Genomic DNA, 15,593 nt, shown 5'->3' on the forward strand with positions numbered 1-15,593 from the left:
AGCCACCACGGCGCCCCGTCAGGGGCGCGGGGAACTGCGCGACAAGCCACGACGCGCCCGCAGATGGGGTGCCGCGCTTCGCCCCCGGCGCGTCGGCTGCAGGCCGTCGCTGGCTGATCGCGCAGTTCCCCGCGCCCCTACGGGGCACTGCATGATCCGCCGGACACGGCCTAGGCAGCCTGCCCCGTGGCGGCGACGACCAGCTCCCGTAGGGTGACGCGCTGGGGCAGCCGGTACGCGAAGGTGATCGCGTCGGCCACGTCCTCCGGGGTGAGGATCTCGACCGAGTCCTTGAACGCCTGGTAGTCGGCCTTGACCGCCTCGTCCGTGGTGTGGGAGAGCAGTTCCGTCTCGACGGCACCGGGAGCGATGGTGACGACACGGACGCCGTGCGGCGAGACCTCCTCCCGAAGACTCTCGGACATGCCGTGCACCGCGAACTTGGTGCCGCTGTAGACCGTGTGGTGGGGATAGCTCTTGCGGCCGGCCACGGAACCCACATTGATCACCGTGCCGTGACGGCGCTCGATCATGCCGGGCAGCACGGCGCGCACGCCGTTGAGCAGCCCCCGCACATTGACGTCGAGCATCCGATCCCACTCGTCCACGGGCTGCCGGTCCACCGATCCGAGCAGCATGACGCCGGCGTTGTTGACCAGCAGGTCGGCCGGGCCGTGGAGGGATTCGGCCTCCCGGACGGCGTCCGCCACCGCTGCACCGTCGGTGACGTCGACGGACCGGACGATGGCGTCCGGCAACCCCAGCGCCTCCAGGCGTGCGGTGTTGCGGCCCAGGAGCAGCAGCGGGTGGCCTTCCCCGGACAGGGCGCGGGCGGTGGCGGCGCCGATGCCGGAGCCGGCTCCGGTGACGACGGCGAGGGGACGGGCGGGGCGGACAGGGCGGGCGGGGCATGTGTTCATGCCTCCAGCATCGACAGAAGTGATCAGCCGAACAACGGCCGTTCGCGAAACGATCGATAACCTGCACATTATGGAACGACGGGACCTTCAGATCTTCCTGACGCTCTGCGACGAGCTGCACTTCGGACGCACGGCGGAACGGCTGCACGTCTCCCAGGCGAGGGTCAGCCAGACCATCAAGCAACTGGAACGGCGCATAGGCACCGCCCTCTTCGAGAGGACGAGCCGGCGCGTCTCCCTGACGCCCGTCGGCGAGCGACTGAGGGACGACGTGGGCCCGGCCTACGAGATGATCGAGGCGGGGGTGGCCCGGGCGGTCGCCGCGGGGCGGGGCATGGCCGCGCCACTGAGGGTGGGTTTCACCAGCCCGCTGGCGGGCGAGTTGGTGATGACCGCGGCCACCGCCTACCGTGAGCGGCACCCGGCGGCGGACGAGGTCCTGCTCCACGAGACGGCACTCTCCGATCCCCTCGGGCCCCTTCGCGAGGGCACCCTGGACCTCGTACTCGCCCAATTCCCCGTCGCCGGGGACGACTTGCGCACCGGCCCCGTCCTCATCTCCGACACCCGCGTCCTGGCGGTCTCCACCCGGCACCCTCTCGCGCGCCGCCCCTGGGTCGCCTACGAGGACCTCGCGACCGACAAGGTCCTGAGCCTCTCGGGCGCCCTCCCCGCGTACTGGCTCGACCACCTCATCCCGCCCACCACGCCCGCCGGACGCCCCGTCGAGCGCGGCCAGGAGGCGGCCACCCGCCAGGAACTCCTCACGCTCGTCGGCGCCGGCCGCGGCGTCCATCCGACCGCCGCCCACGAAGCCCGTTACCACGCGCGCCCCAACGTCACCTACGTGCCCTTCTGCGATGCACCACCGCTGGAGTACGGCCTGGTGTGGCGCGAGCACACGGAGACCGCCCGCATCCGCGCCTTCGCCGCCGCGGCCCAGGACGTCGTACGGCGACAGAGCGGCCCGGCCAACGTGTGTTCCGCATGCCGCTGAGGTCTCCGCAGGCGACCTCGGCGGCCACGACGCCTAGGCCGTGTCCGGCGGATCATGCAGTGCCCCGTAGGGGCGCCGTGGTGGCGCGTGACGAAGATCCGCCGGACACGGCCTAGGGGTGCTCCAGCACCAGGACGGCGCGGGTCGACGGTTCCAGGGCCTCGAAGACGTGCGGGAGGTCCGCGGGGTAGACCACGTAGTCGCCGGGGCCGAGCTCGACGGCCTCGCCCGCGACGCCGGCCAGGGCGCGGCCGCTGGCGAGCAGCAGGTGTTCGACGACGCCGGGCATGTGGGGGTCGGAGGCGCGGACGGTGCCCGGTTCGGCGTCGATGCGGTAGACGTCGCGGCGGGCGCCGGGCGGGCTGGCGGAGAGCAGGGTGGCCCGGTAGTCGGACTCCGCGGCGGCGACGGCCGCGCCCTCGCCCGCTCTGATCACCTGGGTGCTGCGGCGGGGCGGGTCCAGCAGGCGGGAGAACGGGACGTCCAGGGCCACGCACAGGGCCCAGAGCGTCTCCAGGTTGGGGTTTCCGCTGCCGGATTCCAGGTTGGAGAGCGTCGATTTGGAGACGCCGGCCCGGCGCGCCACCTCGCTGAGGGAGAGTCCGGAGCGGGCGCGTTCGCGGCGCAGCCCGGCCGCGATCGTTTCGAGCGGCACCTTGGCGGGGGACGCTGGCTCCTGCGACATCGTTCGCTCCATTAGTCATACGTTCGCCTTGACGAACGACCCGATGGTGTTCATTCTAATGAACGTGCAGTCGATATGCAGAACGCTGGACCGAGCGGTCCTGCGCGACCTCGCCCTGGTGTGCCTCGCAGTCGGCGTGATCGGCCTGTCCTACGGGGCGATCGCCGTCGCGTCGGGCTTCCCGCTCTGGCTCCCCGTGGTGCTCGCCCTCACCGTCCTCGCCGCCTCCTCGGAGTTCTTGTTCATCGGCATCGTGGCGGCCGGCGGCAGCCCGGTCGCCGCCGTTCTCGCCGGCCTGCTGGTCAATGCCCGGCACCTGCCGTTCGGTCTGGCCCTGCCGGACGTCCTGGGCAGCGGCTGGCGCCGCGCGCTCGGCACCCACGTGATGAACGACGAGAGCGTCGTCTTCGCCCTCGCCCAGCAGGACCTCCCCCGCAAGAAAGCCGCCTACTGGACGTGCGGGCTGGGCATCCTCGTGTGCTGGCCGCTCGGCGCGTTCGCCGGCGGTGCCATCGGCACCGTCATCGACGACACGGACGCGCTCGGTCTCGACGCGATGTTCCCGGCCGTCCTGCTGGCCCTGATCGTCCCGGCCTTCCGCGACCGTGACAAGCGCCGGGCCGCCCTCGCCGGCTCCGCCGTCGCCCTGGCCGCCGTCCCCTTCCTGCCCGCCGGCCTCCCGGTCCTGCTCGCCCTGACCGGGCTGTCCCTCACCGCCGTACGGGAGAAGACCCGCGCATGAATCATCCCGGCGCACATCCCGCCGTTCTCCTCGCCGCAACGCTGGTCCTCGCGGGTGGCACCTTCGCGTTGCGCCTGGCCGGGCCGTACCTGCGCAGCCGAATGACCTTTCCGCCGCGGGCCGAGAGACTCATGGAGATCTCCACCGTCGTCCTCCTCGCCTCACTGGTCGCGACCACGGCGCTGATGGAGGGCCACGGCCCGGCCGGCGTCGCACGACCGGCCGGTGTCCTGGTGGCCGGTGTGCTGGCCTGGCGCAAGGTGCCGTTCCTGGCCGTGGTCCTGGCGGCCGCCGCGGTGACCGCCGCTCTGCGCCTCCTCGGCGTCCCGTAGTGCCCCTGGTTGTTGCCGGCCATGAGGTCGGTGCCGGTGCTTGTCGGTCTTGACCTTCAAGTTGGTCGAAGCTCGAAGATGACGCGGTGCCGAATGATGAGCTGATGCCGATCGGGGCCTTCGCCCGACGCAGTGGACTGACCTCCAGCGCACTGCGGTTCTACGCCGACTCCGGGCTGCTGCCCCCTGCCGAGATCGACCCGGTCTCGGGCTACCGCTACTACAGCACTGCCCAGGTGGCCCGGGGGGCCACGTTGTGTCGGCTCCGCGAGCTCGCCATGCCCCTGGCCGCTGTCGAGGCTGTGCTGGGTTGCGGGGCCGACGAGGCTTCCCGGCTGGTCGATGAGCATGTTGCGAAAGTCGTCGGGGATGCAGCGGCCGTGCAGCAGAAGGCCGCTGTCATCAAGTCCGCGCTCGGCAACGCGCCAGGTCTTGCGATCACGGCGGTGAAGGGGCCCGTGCTGGCGGCCGCGGTCGAGCAGGTCCTGACCGCGACCGCACCCGAGCGCGGGATGCCGGCACTCGCCGGTCTGCGCATCGAGGCGAGTGATGAGGCAGTCACTCTGACCGCGACGGACCGATACCGACTCTCCACCAGAACGCTGACACCGGCTGAAGCGCCGACGCAGACGTGGGCCGGCACGGTGAACGGCGGCGAGCTGCGAGCTGCGGTCGCCGAGATCCGCCGCAGTGCGCTGGTGCGGCTGGAAGCCGTCCCGAACGGGATCTGGTTCCGTGCGGCCGACCGGGAGGACCAATACTGCCGATTGCTGCCCGAGGAGTTCCCCGACTACCGGCTGATGCTCGCGTCACTGGCCGAAGTCACCACTCGTGCGATGGTCTCGAAGGACCTGCTCCTGCGAGCCCTGGAAGAACAACCCGGCGGGCGCGTCGCACTGCATGTCGCCGACCACGCAGTGAACGTCGCGTCAGCGGACGTCGAACACCCCGGCATCCCCCTTCCGGCCACCGCGACGGGCCGGCCCCTCCGGCTCCGGTTCGAGCTGACCACGCTCTATCCCGCGGTGAGCACCGCGATCGGCCCCGACGTACTGCTCGACCTACGAGGACACGACCAGCCCGTCACGATCCGCTCCGCCGACCGCGGCGATCTCACCATCCTGGCCATGCCCATCAACTCCGACCATTCGCCTGAGTCCGCCTGAGAAACCCTGGGGGAGGCCCGGCAGCGGCGACGGAACGGCCCCGCGCTCCCGCACGTGCAGGTGTCCCTCCAACGGGCGTGGTGGGCGCGGTGGGAGGACGGCTTCCAGGGCATAGCCCGCCTTCTCGGCCACCCGGCAGGAGGCCGGGTTACCAGCGTTGTGGATCAGTTCCAGGCGGGTCAGCCCCTCCCCCTCGTCGGTGTCGAAGGCCCAGGCCGTCAGCATCCCGACGGCCCGGGAGGCCAGACCGAGGCCGCGCGCGGGAGCACCGGTCCAGTAGCCGATCTGGGCCACGGCGCCCACGCCACCCGGCCGTTTGAGCACGACGTGACCCGCGACCCGCCCCTGCGCGAGGACCGCGAAGCCGAGCCGCTCCCGGGTCTCCCACCCTGCTGCCTCTGCGGCGATCCAGCGCAGCGCGTCGTCCCGGTCGGCCACCCGGTGCGACGTCCAGCGGCGCAGCTCCTCGTCATCGGCCAGCGCCAGCAGCGCAGTGGCATCACCGGCCTCCCACGGACGCAGTGTCACATCTGCCGAGCTCAGTACCACGGTCATCGCCACCCCCGGGCTTCTCATCCTGCTCAGCAGGCTATGTGATCACAGGGGCCTCAGTGGTTGGCCAGAGTGCGCTCCAGGAGGGGGAGCAGGCGGTCCCAGTGGCGCTCGAGCCCGGCGGCGTCGAAAGCGTCGGTGTCGGCCATGGTGAAACCGTGGACGGTGCCGGGGTAGATCTCGGAAGTGTAGTCGACACCTGCGGCATCCAGGGCCTGGTTGAGCTCGCCGAGGGCATCGGGTGTCAGGTCGCCTTCGGCGTGGCCGAGGTGGACCCGGGCGGTGATCTTCGCGAAGAGGCCGGGCCCGTCGGCGCCCACGGGGGCGTGGAATGCGGCGACGGCGGCCACCTGGCCGGGGTGGGCCGCGGCGGTGCGCATCGCCAGGAGGCCGCCGAAGCAATAGCCGGTCACCGCGACCGGACCGGCGCCTACCTCGGGTTGGGCAGTGAGAAACCCGAGGTAGGCGTCGGCGTCGCTCAGGGAACGTTCGGCGGTGTGCGCCTCGATCAAGGGCATCAGCTCGGCCATGACCCGGGGCCGGGCCTCTTCCCCGATGTGCTCGGGAAGTTCGATCACCGGCGCCGGGCCGTGCCGGTGGAAGAGGTTGGGGACGAGCACGTAGTACCCGTGCCGGGCCAGCGCGTGGGCCATCTCCCGCAGCACGGGCCGGATGCCGAAGCCGTCCGGGTACATCAGCACCCCGGGGTGCCGGTCGCCGTGGTCGGGGAAGGCGGCGAAGGCGTCGGCCAGGCCGTCCGCGGTGGGAATCTGCAGCGTCTTGATGGGCATGAATCCTCCTGTCGTGGTTGACGTGTCGAACGCGTGATCAACACGACGGAGGCGGAGCCCGCGCAGCAGCGCACGGCCCTCGCTCGAACAGCGGGCCGGCATCGGCCCGTACGGCGCTCAGGGGAGCACCGGGTCACCAATCCGTGTGTGGCGCAAGGCCGTCCCGGTAGTCATGACCGCGCAGCGTAGCCCGCCCGATCAAGCGGGCGCCAGCACTCGCCCGGAGCGCGCCGTAAGTCTGCCGTTCGTCGGGGACACGGCCGTCACGGCAGTGCGAGGCGATCACTCCTGGTGAAGCCCCTCACAAGAGGTACCGGGCGGGGGTATCGTCTGACAGGGTTTTTCCGACCGGAGTCCGGATCGATCGTGAAGGGATGAGGTGGCGGTGAACAGTGCGCAGTCGCGGAGGCGGGGCTTTGCCCGGCTGACGGCGGTGTGCGTGGTGCTGTTCGGGCTCTTCCTCATGCACGGCGCTCCGGCCTCTGCGGCCACCGGCTGCCACACGGCGATGGAGGAGCGGCACGTCACCGCTCCCGCCGGGCATGCCGGCCACGGTGAGCACGGCATGACTGCCGCAATGCCCCCGGCCGCGCCCCGCTCTTCCGCCCCGCATATGGCCGCGCATATGGACGTGCAGGCGATCAGCGGCGAGCACGGGACGCAGTGCGTGGCGACAGCCGCGCGCGACCGTCTCCCCCTGCCGACGATCTGGCTCCTGGCCGCCGTGGTCTCCGGCGGCCTGGCCGGCTGGGCACTGGTGCAGCGGCATCCGGCCACTGGGAGCGTCGGTCGTCGCGGGCCGCCGGGGCGGGGGCGTGAAGTGTTGCTGAGCAAGTGTGTAGCGCGGAACTGACAGGCACCTAGCCCGCGCCCGGTGTACGGGCGGCATCGGGCCATGTGTCCTGATCAACCGCGCGCTCCTGCGGCGCGCACACCCCGAAGGTTTCGTGTGATGTCGTTCTCTTCTCGTCTTTCTCCCCGCCGTCGCTCGCTGGCGGCGTCCGGCACGGCTGTCGTTCTCGCGGTGACGCTGGCGGCCTGCGGCTCGTCCAAGGACTCCGGCTCCATGCCCGGCATGGATCACGGCTCCAAGCCCTCCGCCTCGGCCTCTTCCGCAGGCATGGACCACGACCACGGTTCGATGCCGGGCATGGACCACGGCGACATGGGCGACGGCCTGGCCGATGCCAAGGACGGCTACAAGCTGACCTCCACCGCCGCCGAGCTGCCCGCCGGCAAGGAAGCCGCGTACACGTTCCGGATCGCGGGCCCGGACGGCAAGCCGGTCACCGGTTTCGCCGAGGAGCAGACCAAGCGGATGCACTTCTACGCCATCCGCTCGGACCTCACCGGCTTCCAGCACCTCCACCCGGCGATGGCCGCCGATGGCACCTGGACCGCGGACCTGGCGGCCCTGGAGCCGGGCACCTGGCGTACGTACGCCTCGTTCACGCCGGACAGCGGCCCGGGCAAGGGCAAGGACTTCGTCCTCAGCCGCACCGTCACCGTCCCCGGCGACGCCCAGCAGACCCCGCTTCCCAAGGCCACTGACACCGTCGAGGCCGACGGCTACACGGTCACGCTCAAGGGCATGGCGATGGTCGGGATGGCGCACCCCATGACGGTGAGCATCAGCAAGGAGGGCAAGCCCGTCACCGACCTCCAGCCCTACCTGGGGACCTACGCCCACCTGACCGCCTTCCACGAGGGCGACCAGACGTTCGCCCACCTCCACCCCGAGACCGAGGCCAAGGGCGACAACGGAGGCCCGGACCTGGCCTTCCGGGCCATGCTGCCCAAGGCCGGTAACTGGCGGCTGTTCCTGCAGTTCCGGACCGGTGGCAAGCTCCACACCGCCGCACTGACCCTCAGCGTCGGCTGACGCGGGCAGCGGGGGCGGCACCTTCCTCAGGGCCGCCCCCGCGGTCGTCCATGTGCCGTCGCGCCACGGCCGGCCGCCATTGCGCGAGCCGCGCCGCAGCCGCGGCTCTCCCGACCCGATGGGGCCCCTGCGCACGCCCGGCCGTTCGCCGGGCGGACGCGCCTCACCTTCGCCCTTCCGGAATACCCCTGGGGGGTATATCGTTCTTGTTGTCGGAAGGACGCCGGGCAGCACCCGGCACCACTTCCGCAAGGCATCGCACCTGCGTCCCGAAGGAAGTAGCCATGACCTCCCAGACGATCTCCGGCACCGGCTCCTGCTGCACCCCGGCCGGCACCTGCGCCACCGGCGCCCCGGCCGACGTCCAGGACGGCATCACCACGGCGTACAAGGTGACCGGCATGACCTGCGGCCACTGCGAGGGCTCGATCGCGCAGGAGATCTCCGCGATAGCGGGCGTGACGTCCGTCAAGGCCGTGGCCGCCACCGGGCTGGTGATCGTCACCTCCGCCGGCCCGCTGGACGACGAGGCCGTGCGCGCCGCCGTGCACGAGGCGGGCTACGAGCTCGCCGGCCGCGCCTGAGATACCCCGCCCCGGTATTCCCCTGCCGGGTCGTACCGCCCCACTGATATGGCCGCCGTACGACCCGGCCCTCCTCCAGGAGACCCACAGCAATGACCAGCATCGCTCCCGAGAAGACACCGGCACCCGCCGCACCCGCCTCCGCGGTGGAACTCTCCATAGGCGGCATGACGTGCGCCTCGTGCGCCGCCCGCATCGAGAAGAAGCTCAACCGGATGGACGGCGTCACGGCGACGGTCAACTTCGCGACCGAGAAGGCCAAGGTCGCCTACGGGCCGGGAGTGGAGGTCGCCGATCTGATCGCCACCGTCGAGAAGACCGGCTACACCGCTCAGGAACCGCCCGAGCCGGCCGCCCGTGCGGAAGCGGAGATACCGCAGGAGGAGGCCGGCCACGACGGCGGAGAGGTCGGTGCCCTGCGGCAGCGGCTGATGGTCTCGCTGGTGCTCGCGCTGCCGGTGGTGCTGATGGCCATGGTGCCCGCGCTGCAGTTCGACAACTGGCAGTGGCTCTCCCTCACGCTGGCCGCTCCCGTCGTCGTCTGGGGTGCGCTGCCCTTCCACAAGGCCGCCTGGACCAACGCCCGGCACGGCGCCGCCACCATGGACACGCTGGTGTCGATCGGTACGCTCGCGGCCCTCGGCTGGTCGCTGTGGGCCCTGTTCCTCGGCCACGCCGGCATGCCGGGCATGCGGCACGGCTTCGACTTCTCCATCTCGCGGGCGGACGGCTCCTCCTCGATCTACCTGGAGGCCGCGGCCGGCGTCACCGCCTTCATCCTCGCCGGCCGCTACCTGGAGGCGAAGTCCAAGCGCAAGGCGGGCGCGGCCCTGCGGGCGCTGCTGGAGCTGGGCGCCAAGGACGTGGCCGTCCTGCGCGACGGGCGCGAGGTGCGCGTCCCCACCGCCGAGCTGATGGTCGGCGACCGGTTCGTGGTCCGGCCCGGGGAGAAGATCGCCACCGACGGCACCGTGGTCGAGGGCAGCTCCGCCGTCGACGCCTCCATGCTCACCGGCGAGTCCGTCCCCGTCGACGTGACCGCCGGCGACGCCGTCACCGGCGCGACCGTCAACGCCTCCGGCCGGCTGGTCGTCGAGGCCACCCGGGTCGGCTCGGACACCCAGCTGTCCCGCATGGCCAAGCTGGTCGAGGACGCGCAGAACGGCAAGGCCGCCGTCCAGCGCCTGGCCGACCGCATCTCCGGCGTCTTCGTCCCCGTCGTCCTGCTGATCGCCCTCGGCACGCTGCTGACCTGGCTGTTCGTGACCGGTGACGCCACCGCCGCCTTCACCGCCGCCGTCGCCGTCCTCATCATCGCCTGCCCGTGCGCCCTGGGCCTGGCCACCCCGACCGCCCTGATGGTCGGTACCGGCCGCGGCGCCCAGCTCGGCATCCTCATCAAGGGCCCCGAGGTCCTGGAGTCCACCCGCCGCGTCGACACGGTCGTCCTGGACAAGACCGGCACCGTCACCACCGGCCGCATGGCCCTCCACGACGTCATCACCGCCCCCGGCGTCACCGAGCACGACCTGCTGCGCCTGGCCGGCGCGCTGGAGCACGCCTCCGAACACCCCATCGCCCGCGCCATCGCCGACGGCGCCACCGCCCGCACCGGCACCCTGCCCGTGCCCGAGAGCTTCGAGAACATCGCCGGACTGGGCGTGCAGGGCGTCGTGGAGGGCCACGCGGTCCTCGTCGGGCGGGAGAAGCTCCTCGCCATGGGGACACCCCCTGGAGCGGAGCTTGTCGGAGGGCCTTGGGGGAGGGTGATCGAGCTGCCCGCCGAGCTGGCAGCGGCGAAGGCCGCCGCCGAAGCGGAAGGCCGTACGGCCGTGGCCGTCGCCTGGGACGGCGAGGCCCGGGGCGTCCTCACCGTGGCCGACGCGATCAAGGACACCAGCGCGCAGGCGGTGGCCGAGCTGCGCCGCCTGGGCCTGACGCCGGTGCTGCTGACCGGTGACAACAAGGCCGTCGCCGAGGCCGTGGCCCGCGAGGTCGGCATCGACGAGGTCATCGCCGAGGTCCTCCCCCAGGACAAGGTCGACGTCGTCAAGCGCCTCCAGGCCCAGGGCCGTACGGTGGCGATGGTCGGCGACGGCGTCAACGACGCGGCCGCCCTGGCCACCGCCGACCTGGGCCTGGCCATGGGCACCGGCACCGACGCGGCCATCGAGGCCGGCGACCTCACCCTCGTCCGCGGCGACCTGCTCGTGGCCGCCGACGCCATCCGGCTCTCCCGCCGCACCCTCGGCACCATCAAGGGCAACCTCTTCTGGGCCTTCGGCTACAACATCGCCGCACTCCCCCTCGCGGCGGCCGGACTGCTCAACCCGATGATCGCCGGCGCGGCCATGGCCTTCTCCTCGGTCTTCGTCGTCACCAACAGCCTCCGACTGCGCCGCTTCAAGTAAGCGCAGGCACCTCAAAGGCCCGGCCGCCATACGGCCGGGCCTTCCCGGTGTGCACACCCACGTGCGCGACACCACGGCGACGCGCCCCAGCCAGCGGTACTAACGGCATCCGGCCGCGGTGGCCGAATCCGTCGGGATCGCCAGGAATCCGGGCAGCGGCAGCTCGATGCGACTTCCGGCAGTCATACCGGCCGCTGCGCATCCGTGGGGAGCAGGTAGTTGGGCCCGTCGACGTAGTACTTGTTGATGTCCACGGCGCCCGAGCGGTCCTTGCTGAACAGTGTTCCGGCGGTGACCATCGCCTTGATCGGCAGCCGGGGTGCCTCGAGCACCCGGGCGCGCAGCACCGCGGCCGGTCCTGCGGGAAGTCGGTCGACGGCCTCGGTGAGCCGGTCCCGGAGCAGGCCCAGCCAGGCGCCCAACGGGCCCCGGCCGCGTTCGGCCAGTTCGAAGGCAAGGGCAGCCGCACACAGATGAACGGTCACGGTCGTGAACAGGTCGGCCAGCGGGCCGTCGTCGGTGACGAGGACCCGGGGGTCGGTGAAGTCCAGCAGGCCGGCGGCCGCTCCCTCGCCGATCCGTGCGGCAAGACGCGCAGGGTGTACGCGCGGCCCGTCGTTGTCCTTGAGCAACAGTCGCAACCGGGGGGTGCCGCCGTGGCTGTCGAGGACGATCGAGGTGTTCTGCTGGTGCGATTCGAGCGCGATGCCATAGGCGAAGAGGGTGGTGTGCCAGTCCAGCAGCAGCCGGAGGTAGGCGTCGAGCAGCGCGGCCACCGAGCCCCCGTAGTGGTGTTCGGCGAGCACGTCGACGACAGGACGGCCGTCGGGGCAGGTGGCCAGAAGGGCGGCGACCGGCACCACATGGGCGTCGTCGAGCCCGGGCGGGTAGCGGCGGACGAGCGCGGCGAGAAGTTCGTGGCCCGCGCCGAGGTGGGTGCGTTCATCGGTGAGCAGCACGGTGTCGGCGAAGCGGGGCTCGCGGGCCACGATCTGCGCCACCAGTCGCTGACCGCACTCGCCGTCGGGTAGGACGCCCGGTTTGATGGTGCGCCGGTTGAGCAGGCCCAGGGTGGACGTGGCGAGGGGAAGCTTGATGTGGACGCCGGGGTCGTCGGCCACGGCGACGGTCCGCATGGACAGCGTGGGGACGACGGCCGGCCATGTTCTCCCGGCGAGCCGCGCGCGACCGACGAGACCGGCGGCTGTAACGGCCTCGGCGAGGGGGCCCTCGGCGGTGAGCGGATGAACGGGCAGCGCCAGGGACCCGTCGCCGGACCGGGCCAGGCCGAGGGAGGCGGGGGTCGGCCACCAGTGCGGCAGCCGGGCCCGCCGCCCGAGGGCCAGCGCGTCACGCGGCAGCACGAGCCAGCGCAGACCGAAGACGGGCCGGAACTCAGGGGCGTACGCGAGGAGTTGACGCTCGTCGAGACCGTTGCGCACCCGACCGGTGGGGTAGACCGGATGGTCCCGGAAGGCGGCCAGCGCCTCGAATGCGAGGGACCCCCGCACCCCTGTCCACTCCGCCACGGGCCCGTACTCCTCGACCAGCCTCGCGACCACACGCGACCGCTCCCGACACTGCAACCCGACCATGGCCAGAGCCTGGTCGCATTCGGCACGGAAGGCGTCGAAACCCGGCAGATCCCGCTCGTCCACGACCTCGCGCAGCCGGTCCAGCACGGCACCGAGGCCGGGCACCGGACGAACCCGGATCTCGCACTGGAAGCCATCGGAACATATGGGAATGTCCGCATGGGGAAGGGTGAGCCAGTCGCCATCGGGCCGGTGCTCGACGACCGCCCCGGGACGCAGGCCGTAGGGGTCCTCCCGCAGCAGGGCGCCGAGGGCCCGGGCGAGGACTTCCTCCTCCGCCGCCGTCACACGATCTCCCAGCGATGGGCGGCGCGGAACGCTGCCACGACACGTCCGACCCGATCCTCGGCGACGGAGTCGGCGAGGGGCAGCGCCAGCAGGTACAGCACGAGGGAGACTGTAGAACTGGCACCGTTCATGTCAATCCCTTTGTGGCGCAGCCGAGTTGGTCCGGCGCGCGCCGCGCCTCCCGGGCCGTCGGCCCGTCACCTCCGCCGTGTCCCACCGTTAGGCGACCCGCCCCCACCGCACGCCGGCCGCTGCCTGGCGCGGGTGTGGGCCGACTGATCTGTTGTTCGCTTGCCTCTATGAGCCGCTCGGCCCCTCGTAGCCCTCGAAGCCCCTCGCCCCCGGAACGGGCTCGGGCTCGCCCTCCGGCGGCAGCAAGTGGTCGAGGCCCTGCGCGGTGCGTGCGGCCAGGTCCGCCGCGCGCGGCAGCATGACCTCCTCGTACGCCCGGACCGCCGCGTCGAGGTGCGGGTGGGCGACGAGCGCCAGGGCGAGCTCGGCGCCGTCGAGGAGGGCGAGGTTGGCGCCGACGCCCAGCGGCGGCATCAGGTGGGCGGCGTCGCCGACCAGCGTCAGGCCGGGCACGTGGTCCCAGGCCGGGGGTACCGGCAGGGCGTACAGGGGCCGGTTGACGAATCCCCTGTCACCGGCCCGCAGCAGGTACAGCAGGCTGTCGTGCCAGCCGTCGTACTTGGCCAGCAGGTGGGCGCGTACGGCGGCGGTGTCGGCGAAGTCGAGGCCCGCGGCGACGTACCAGTCCTCCTGGGCGCGGAACATGGCGACGGCGTCGAGGTAGCCACCACTGTTGCGCTGGGCCGTCAGCGCCTTGCTGCCGGAGCGGGCCGACATGGTGCCGTCGCCGACCAGGCGGGCGAACGCCGGATGGCGGGTGTCGGAGTCGTCGAACCCGGTGCCGACGAAGGTGACGCCGGTGTAGTGGGGCACGGCGTCGGTCAGTGCCGGGCGGACGCGCGACCAGGCGCCGTCGGCGCCGACGACCAGGTCGAAGTCCTGCGACGTGCCGTCCTCGAACAGCAGCCGGTGCGTATCGTCGCCGAGCGGGACGACGCGGCTGACCGGGCAGCCCCAGCGGACGGTGCCGGGAGCGAGGGAGTCGAGCAGCAGCCCGCGCAGCTGCCCGCGGTCGATCTCCGGCCGGCCGGCCTGACCGTCGGCGGGCTTGTCGACCATCAGGACCTCGGCCGTGAACGGATCGATCTGGCGCCACACCTCCCCCTCGGGCCGGGCCAGCTCGTGGAACTTCTCCAGCAAGCCGGCTTCGCGCAGCGCCTCCTGGCCGGTGGTGGTGTGGATGTCGAGCGTGCCGCCCTGCGTCCGTGCGGAAGGGGACGCCTCGCGCTCGAAGACGGTGACGGACCAGCCGTGCACCTGCAGGATGCGGGCGCATATCAGCCCGCCGGGGCCGGCCCCGACGACGGCGATGCGGGCGGAATGGGCGTTCACCAATGGCTCCTTCGACGGTGGGAGGGTGCGGAATGCGTTGCCGGATGCGGCACCCCCACAAAAGCACACCCACTACGTAAGTGCAATGACTTAACTTTTTGCTCCACTCAACCTGTGGGGCCACCGCGGGGTATGGTGGGCCGGTGAACGCACCGACCGGACGCCGCGAGCGCAAGAAGGCCCAGACCCGCAAGGCCCTGGCCGACGCCGCCCTGGAGCTCTTCCTCGACCGCGGCTACGACCAGGTCGGCGTGAAGGAGGTGGCGGACGCCGCCGACGTGTCGGTGACCACGCTGTTCAAGCACTTCCCCTGCAAGGAGGCCCTGGTCTTCGACCTCGACCAGGACATCGAGGCGGCCCTCGTCGCCGCCGTGCGCGACCGCGCGCCCGGGGTCTCCATCCCGCAGGCCCTGCGCGAGCACCTGGTGACGGCCGTGGGCCCGCACAGCCTGATCCCCCAGCCGCCGGGCGGGCATGCCGCAGGGCCGCAGCTGGCGGAGTTCGCCCGCATGGTGGAGGAGACCCCGGCCCTGCGCGAGTACGCCCACCGGATGTGGATGCGCCACGAAACGGCCCTGGCCCGCGCCATCGCCGAGGAGACGGGCGCTCCCGAGGACGACGCCGCTTGCGCCGCCCTGGCCCGCTTCGCCCTGGACGCCCCCCTCGTCGCCCACCGCCACCCCGACCCGCAGCGCGCCGCGGACGAGATCTTCGCCCTGCTGGAGCGGGGTTGGGGCGCGGGGAGCGGCCGCTGAGGCGTGTCCCGCGTCCGACCGACGGGCATCCGAGGACACGCCCGGACCGCGGCCGCGGCGACAAGGCGCCGTGTGAGCTCGTCGGGTCGGCTCACGCCGCGAGCGAGGCCCGCATGCGGTCCAGCCCGCGCAGCACTTCGTCGCGGTTCCTCGCCTGCTTGATCCACGAAGGGAGGCGACCGACTTCGGGGTTGTACGCCCACAGGTGGCCGTGCCGCGTGTCCCTCTGGAGCCGGAGCGGCTCGTGGAAGTAGGGATCGAGCATGTCCTGGGCGCTGTATGCGCGCCCGGACTCACCGGACACGGCCTAGGTGTGTTGTCCCGGGACAACACACCTAGGCCGTGTCCGGCGGATCTTCGTCACGCAGCCACCACGGCGCCCCGTCAGGGGCGCGGGGAACTGCGCGACAAGCCACGACGCGCCCGCAG

16 protein-coding genes are annotated in these 15,593 nt (G+C 72.0%); 9 read left to right on the plus strand and 7 right to left on the minus strand.

Annotated elements, in window-relative coordinates:
- Window positions 1–170: 170 nt before the first annotated feature.
- Window positions 171–920: an SDR family oxidoreductase gene (locus tag AB0K17_RS30190; RefSeq protein ID WP_365984942.1), complete on the minus strand. Its 750-nt coding sequence runs from the start codon at window positions 918–920 to the stop codon at window positions 171–173.
- Between the two features lie 70 nt (window positions 921–990).
- On the opposite strand from AB0K17_RS30190, the gene AB0K17_RS30195 reads away from it, so the two are divergent.
- Window positions 991–1,917, plus strand: coding sequence for a LysR family transcriptional regulator (locus tag AB0K17_RS30195; RefSeq protein WP_365984943.1), 927 nt, complete (start codon window positions 991–993; stop codon window positions 1,915–1,917).
- A gap of 112 nt (window positions 1,918–2,029) precedes the next feature.
- Here the strand turns inward: AB0K17_RS30195 and AB0K17_RS30200 are convergent, their stop codons facing one another.
- Complete coding sequence (locus AB0K17_RS30200; RefSeq protein WP_365967549.1) at window positions 2,030–2,602, minus strand: XRE family transcriptional regulator; 573 nt, start codon at window positions 2,600–2,602, stop codon at window positions 2,030–2,032.
- 28 nt (window positions 2,603–2,630) lie between these two features.
- On the opposite strand from AB0K17_RS30200, the gene AB0K17_RS30205 reads away from it, so the two are divergent.
- The 3 genes from AB0K17_RS30205 (at window position 2,631) to AB0K17_RS30215 (ending at window position 4,842) form a co-directional block, all read left to right on the plus strand.
- Window positions 2,631–3,344, plus strand: coding sequence for an AzlC family ABC transporter permease (locus AB0K17_RS30205; protein ID WP_365984944.1), 714 nt, complete (start codon window positions 2,631–2,633; stop codon window positions 3,342–3,344).
- On the plus strand, window positions 3,341–3,676 hold the full coding sequence (locus AB0K17_RS30210; RefSeq protein WP_365967547.1) for an AzlD domain-containing protein: 336 nt from the start codon (window positions 3,341–3,343) through the stop codon (window positions 3,674–3,676). Before AB0K17_RS30205 ends, AB0K17_RS30210 begins: the two co-directional genes overlap by 4 nt.
- 86 nt (window positions 3,677–3,762) lie before the next feature.
- Complete coding sequence (locus tag AB0K17_RS30215; RefSeq protein ID WP_365984945.1) at window positions 3,763–4,842, plus strand: MerR family transcriptional regulator; 1,080 nt, start codon at window positions 3,763–3,765, stop codon at window positions 4,840–4,842.
- On the opposite strand, the gene AB0K17_RS30220 is transcribed toward AB0K17_RS30215, so the two are convergent.
- Window positions 4,738–5,397 (minus strand): GNAT family N-acetyltransferase, encoded by a 660-nt coding sequence (locus AB0K17_RS30220; RefSeq protein ID WP_365967622.1) that lies wholly within the window; start codon window positions 5,395–5,397, stop codon window positions 4,738–4,740. The two genes, AB0K17_RS30215 and AB0K17_RS30220, sit on opposite strands and share 105 nt — an antisense overlap.
- A 53-nt stretch (window positions 5,398–5,450) precedes the next feature.
- Complete coding sequence (locus AB0K17_RS30225; RefSeq protein ID WP_365984946.1) at window positions 5,451–6,185, minus strand: dienelactone hydrolase family protein; 735 nt, start codon at window positions 6,183–6,185, stop codon at window positions 5,451–5,453.
- Between the two features lie 385 nt (window positions 6,186–6,570).
- Between AB0K17_RS30225 and AB0K17_RS30230 the strand changes: the two genes are divergently transcribed.
- From AB0K17_RS30230 to AB0K17_RS30245, 4 genes are all read left to right on the plus strand, one after another.
- Window positions 6,571–7,038, plus strand: a complete 468-nt coding sequence (locus tag AB0K17_RS30230; RefSeq protein ID WP_365984947.1) for a hypothetical protein — start codon at window positions 6,571–6,573, stop codon at window positions 7,036–7,038.
- Between the two features lie 99 nt (window positions 7,039–7,137).
- The gene (locus AB0K17_RS30235) at window positions 7,138–8,067 is read left to right on the plus strand and encodes a hypothetical protein (RefSeq protein WP_365984948.1); all 930 of its coding nucleotides are present in this window, start codon (window positions 7,138–7,140) and stop codon (window positions 8,065–8,067) included.
- 284 nt (window positions 8,068–8,351) lie between these two features.
- A complete protein-coding gene (locus tag AB0K17_RS30240; RefSeq protein ID WP_365984949.1) occupies window positions 8,352–8,651 on the plus strand; it encodes a heavy-metal-associated domain-containing protein in 300 nt (99 codons plus the stop codon).
- A 92-nt stretch (window positions 8,652–8,743) separates the two neighbouring features.
- On the plus strand, window positions 8,744–11,062 hold the full coding sequence (locus AB0K17_RS30245) for a heavy metal translocating P-type ATPase (RefSeq protein WP_365984950.1): 2,319 nt from the start codon (window positions 8,744–8,746) through the stop codon (window positions 11,060–11,062).
- A gap of 182 nt (window positions 11,063–11,244) precedes the next feature.
- Here the strand turns inward: AB0K17_RS30245 and AB0K17_RS30250 are convergent, their stop codons facing one another.
- Together AB0K17_RS30250 and AB0K17_RS30255 are read right to left on the minus strand one after the other, a co-directional pair.
- Entirely contained in the window at window positions 11,245–12,945 is a 1,701-nt protein-coding gene (locus AB0K17_RS30250; protein WP_365984951.1) for an IucA/IucC family protein, read from the minus strand.
- Between the two features lie 297 nt (window positions 12,946–13,242).
- The gene (locus AB0K17_RS30255; RefSeq protein ID WP_365984952.1) at window positions 13,243–14,409 is read right to left on the minus strand and encodes an NAD(P)/FAD-dependent oxidoreductase; all 1,167 of its coding nucleotides are present in this window, start codon (window positions 14,407–14,409) and stop codon (window positions 13,243–13,245) included.
- Between the two features lie 143 nt (window positions 14,410–14,552).
- On the opposite strand from AB0K17_RS30255, the gene AB0K17_RS30260 reads away from it, so the two are divergent.
- Entirely contained in the window at window positions 14,553–15,164 is a 612-nt protein-coding gene (locus AB0K17_RS30260; protein ID WP_365967538.1) for a helix-turn-helix domain-containing protein, read from the plus strand.
- 91 nt (window positions 15,165–15,255) lie between these two features.
- Here AB0K17_RS30260 and AB0K17_RS30265 read toward each other — a convergent pair whose 3' ends face one another.
- Window positions 15,256–15,468, minus strand: a complete 213-nt coding sequence (locus AB0K17_RS30265) for a hypothetical protein (protein ID WP_365967537.1) — start codon at window positions 15,466–15,468, stop codon at window positions 15,256–15,258.
- Window positions 15,469–15,593: the final 125 nt, after the last annotated feature.

The sequence above is a fragment of the Streptomyces sp. NPDC049585 genome (genome assembly GCF_040675615.1).
GTDB lineage: Bacteria > Actinomycetota > Actinomycetes > Streptomycetales > Streptomycetaceae > Streptomyces > Streptomyces luteosporeus.

Coding starts and splice junctions, on each gene's coding strand:
- AB0K17_RS30190 (WP_365984942.1), bottom strand. CDS start 920: ATGAACACATGCCCCGCCCGCCCTGTCCGCCCCGCCCGTCCCCTCGCC.
- AB0K17_RS30195 (WP_365984943.1), top strand. CDS start 991: ATGGAACGACGGGACCTTCAGATCTTCCTGACGCTCTGCGACGAGCTG.
- AB0K17_RS30200 (WP_365967549.1), bottom strand. CDS start 2,602: ATGTCGCAGGAGCCAGCGTCCCCCGCCAAGGTGCCGCTCGAAACGATC.
- AB0K17_RS30210 (WP_365967547.1), top strand. CDS start 3,341: ATGAATCATCCCGGCGCACATCCCGCCGTTCTCCTCGCCGCAACGCTG.
- AB0K17_RS30220 (WP_365967622.1), bottom strand. CDS start 5,397: ATGACCGTGGTACTGAGCTCGGCAGATGTGACACTGCGTCCGTGGGAG.
- AB0K17_RS30225 (WP_365984946.1), bottom strand. CDS start 6,185: ATGCCCATCAAGACGCTGCAGATTCCCACCGCGGACGGCCTGGCCGAC.
- AB0K17_RS30235 (WP_365984948.1), top strand. CDS start 7,138: ATGTCGTTCTCTTCTCGTCTTTCTCCCCGCCGTCGCTCGCTGGCGGCG.
- AB0K17_RS30240 (WP_365984949.1), top strand. CDS start 8,352: ATGACCTCCCAGACGATCTCCGGCACCGGCTCCTGCTGCACCCCGGCC.
- AB0K17_RS30245 (WP_365984950.1), top strand. CDS start 8,744: ATGACCAGCATCGCTCCCGAGAAGACACCGGCACCCGCCGCACCCGCC.